At 44.3% G+C, this 1,112-nt stretch carries 1 pseudogene; it reads left to right on the top strand.

Features of this window, described 5'->3' with window-relative positions:
* Nucleotides 1-961: pseudogene (locus tag F6K37_RS43825) on the top strand (hypothetical protein); the annotation flags it as partial.
* Nucleotides 962-1,112 lie beyond the last annotated feature (151 nt).

Consider the following 1,112-nt stretch of genomic DNA (forward strand, 5'->3'; position numbering starts at 1 on the left):
CCCCGATGGTCAGAGGCTGGCTACGGCATCATGGGACAAAACGGTCAGAGTCTGGGATTTAGAAGGAAATCAATTAGCTCTGTTGAAAGGACATCAAGACTCGGTAAATAGTGTAAGCTTTAGCCCCGATGGTCAGAGGCTGGCTACGGCATCATGGGACAAAACGGTCAGAGTCTGGGATTTAGAAGGAAATCAATTAGCTCTGTTGAAAGGACATCAAGACTCGGTAAATAGTGTAAGCTTTAGCCCCAATGGTAAAACCCTCGCTACGGCATCAGACGACAAAACGGTCAGAGTTTGGGATTTAGAAGGAAATCAATTAGCTCTGTTGAAAGGACATCAAGACTCGGTAAATAGTGTAAGCTTTAGCCCCGATGGTAAAACCCTCGCTACGGCATCATCGGACCATACGGCCAGACTCTGGGCCGTTGAAGATTTAGATGAGATGCTAGCTAGGGGCTGTAAGTTGCTTGAAAATTACTTTGTGGAGAATTTTCAAGCTTTAGAAAGCTTAAGCTCATGTCAAGATTCAGTTAACAAAGCAGCAGTAGCTCCCGGTCTTGTCAAACAAGGTGAGAAGTTAGCTAAAGAAGGTAAATTAATCAAAGCCTTATCTCTCTATAAAGAAGCACAACAACTAGATCTAAATCTAAAAATTGATGCTAATTATTGGAACAACCTCTGTTGGGATGGTAGCCTCCATGGATATGCTGTTGAGGTGATGGATGCCTGTGAAAAAGCAGTAGCAAAAGAACCTGAAAATGGATTCTTTAAGAGGAGTCGTGGTCTGGCTAAAGCTCTGACTGGGGATAAAGCAGGAGCAATATCAGATTTTCAGGTATATGTAGACTCGACCGACAATGATGAGTGGAAAGCACAACCGCAAAAATGGATAGATGACCTCCGGGCTGGTAAGAATCCTTTTACGGAAGAGGTGTTGAAGGATTTACTTGAGGAGTGAGGGAAAGTCAGAAGTTAGAAGTCAGTGCGGCTTGTTCCTACTAGGAGCCTCTAGAAAATAGAGGGGTATGAGTAGGGGACTTCGCGAGGAATAAAAACCTCAAAAGTCTAACTGTCTAACGGATGCGGGTGAAAACCCCGCCCTTCAGGAG

The sequence above is a fragment of the Moorena sp. SIO4E2 genome (assembly GCF_010671945.1).
Taxonomy (GTDB): Bacteria; Cyanobacteriota; Cyanobacteriia; order Cyanobacteriales; family Coleofasciculaceae; genus Moorena; species Moorena producens.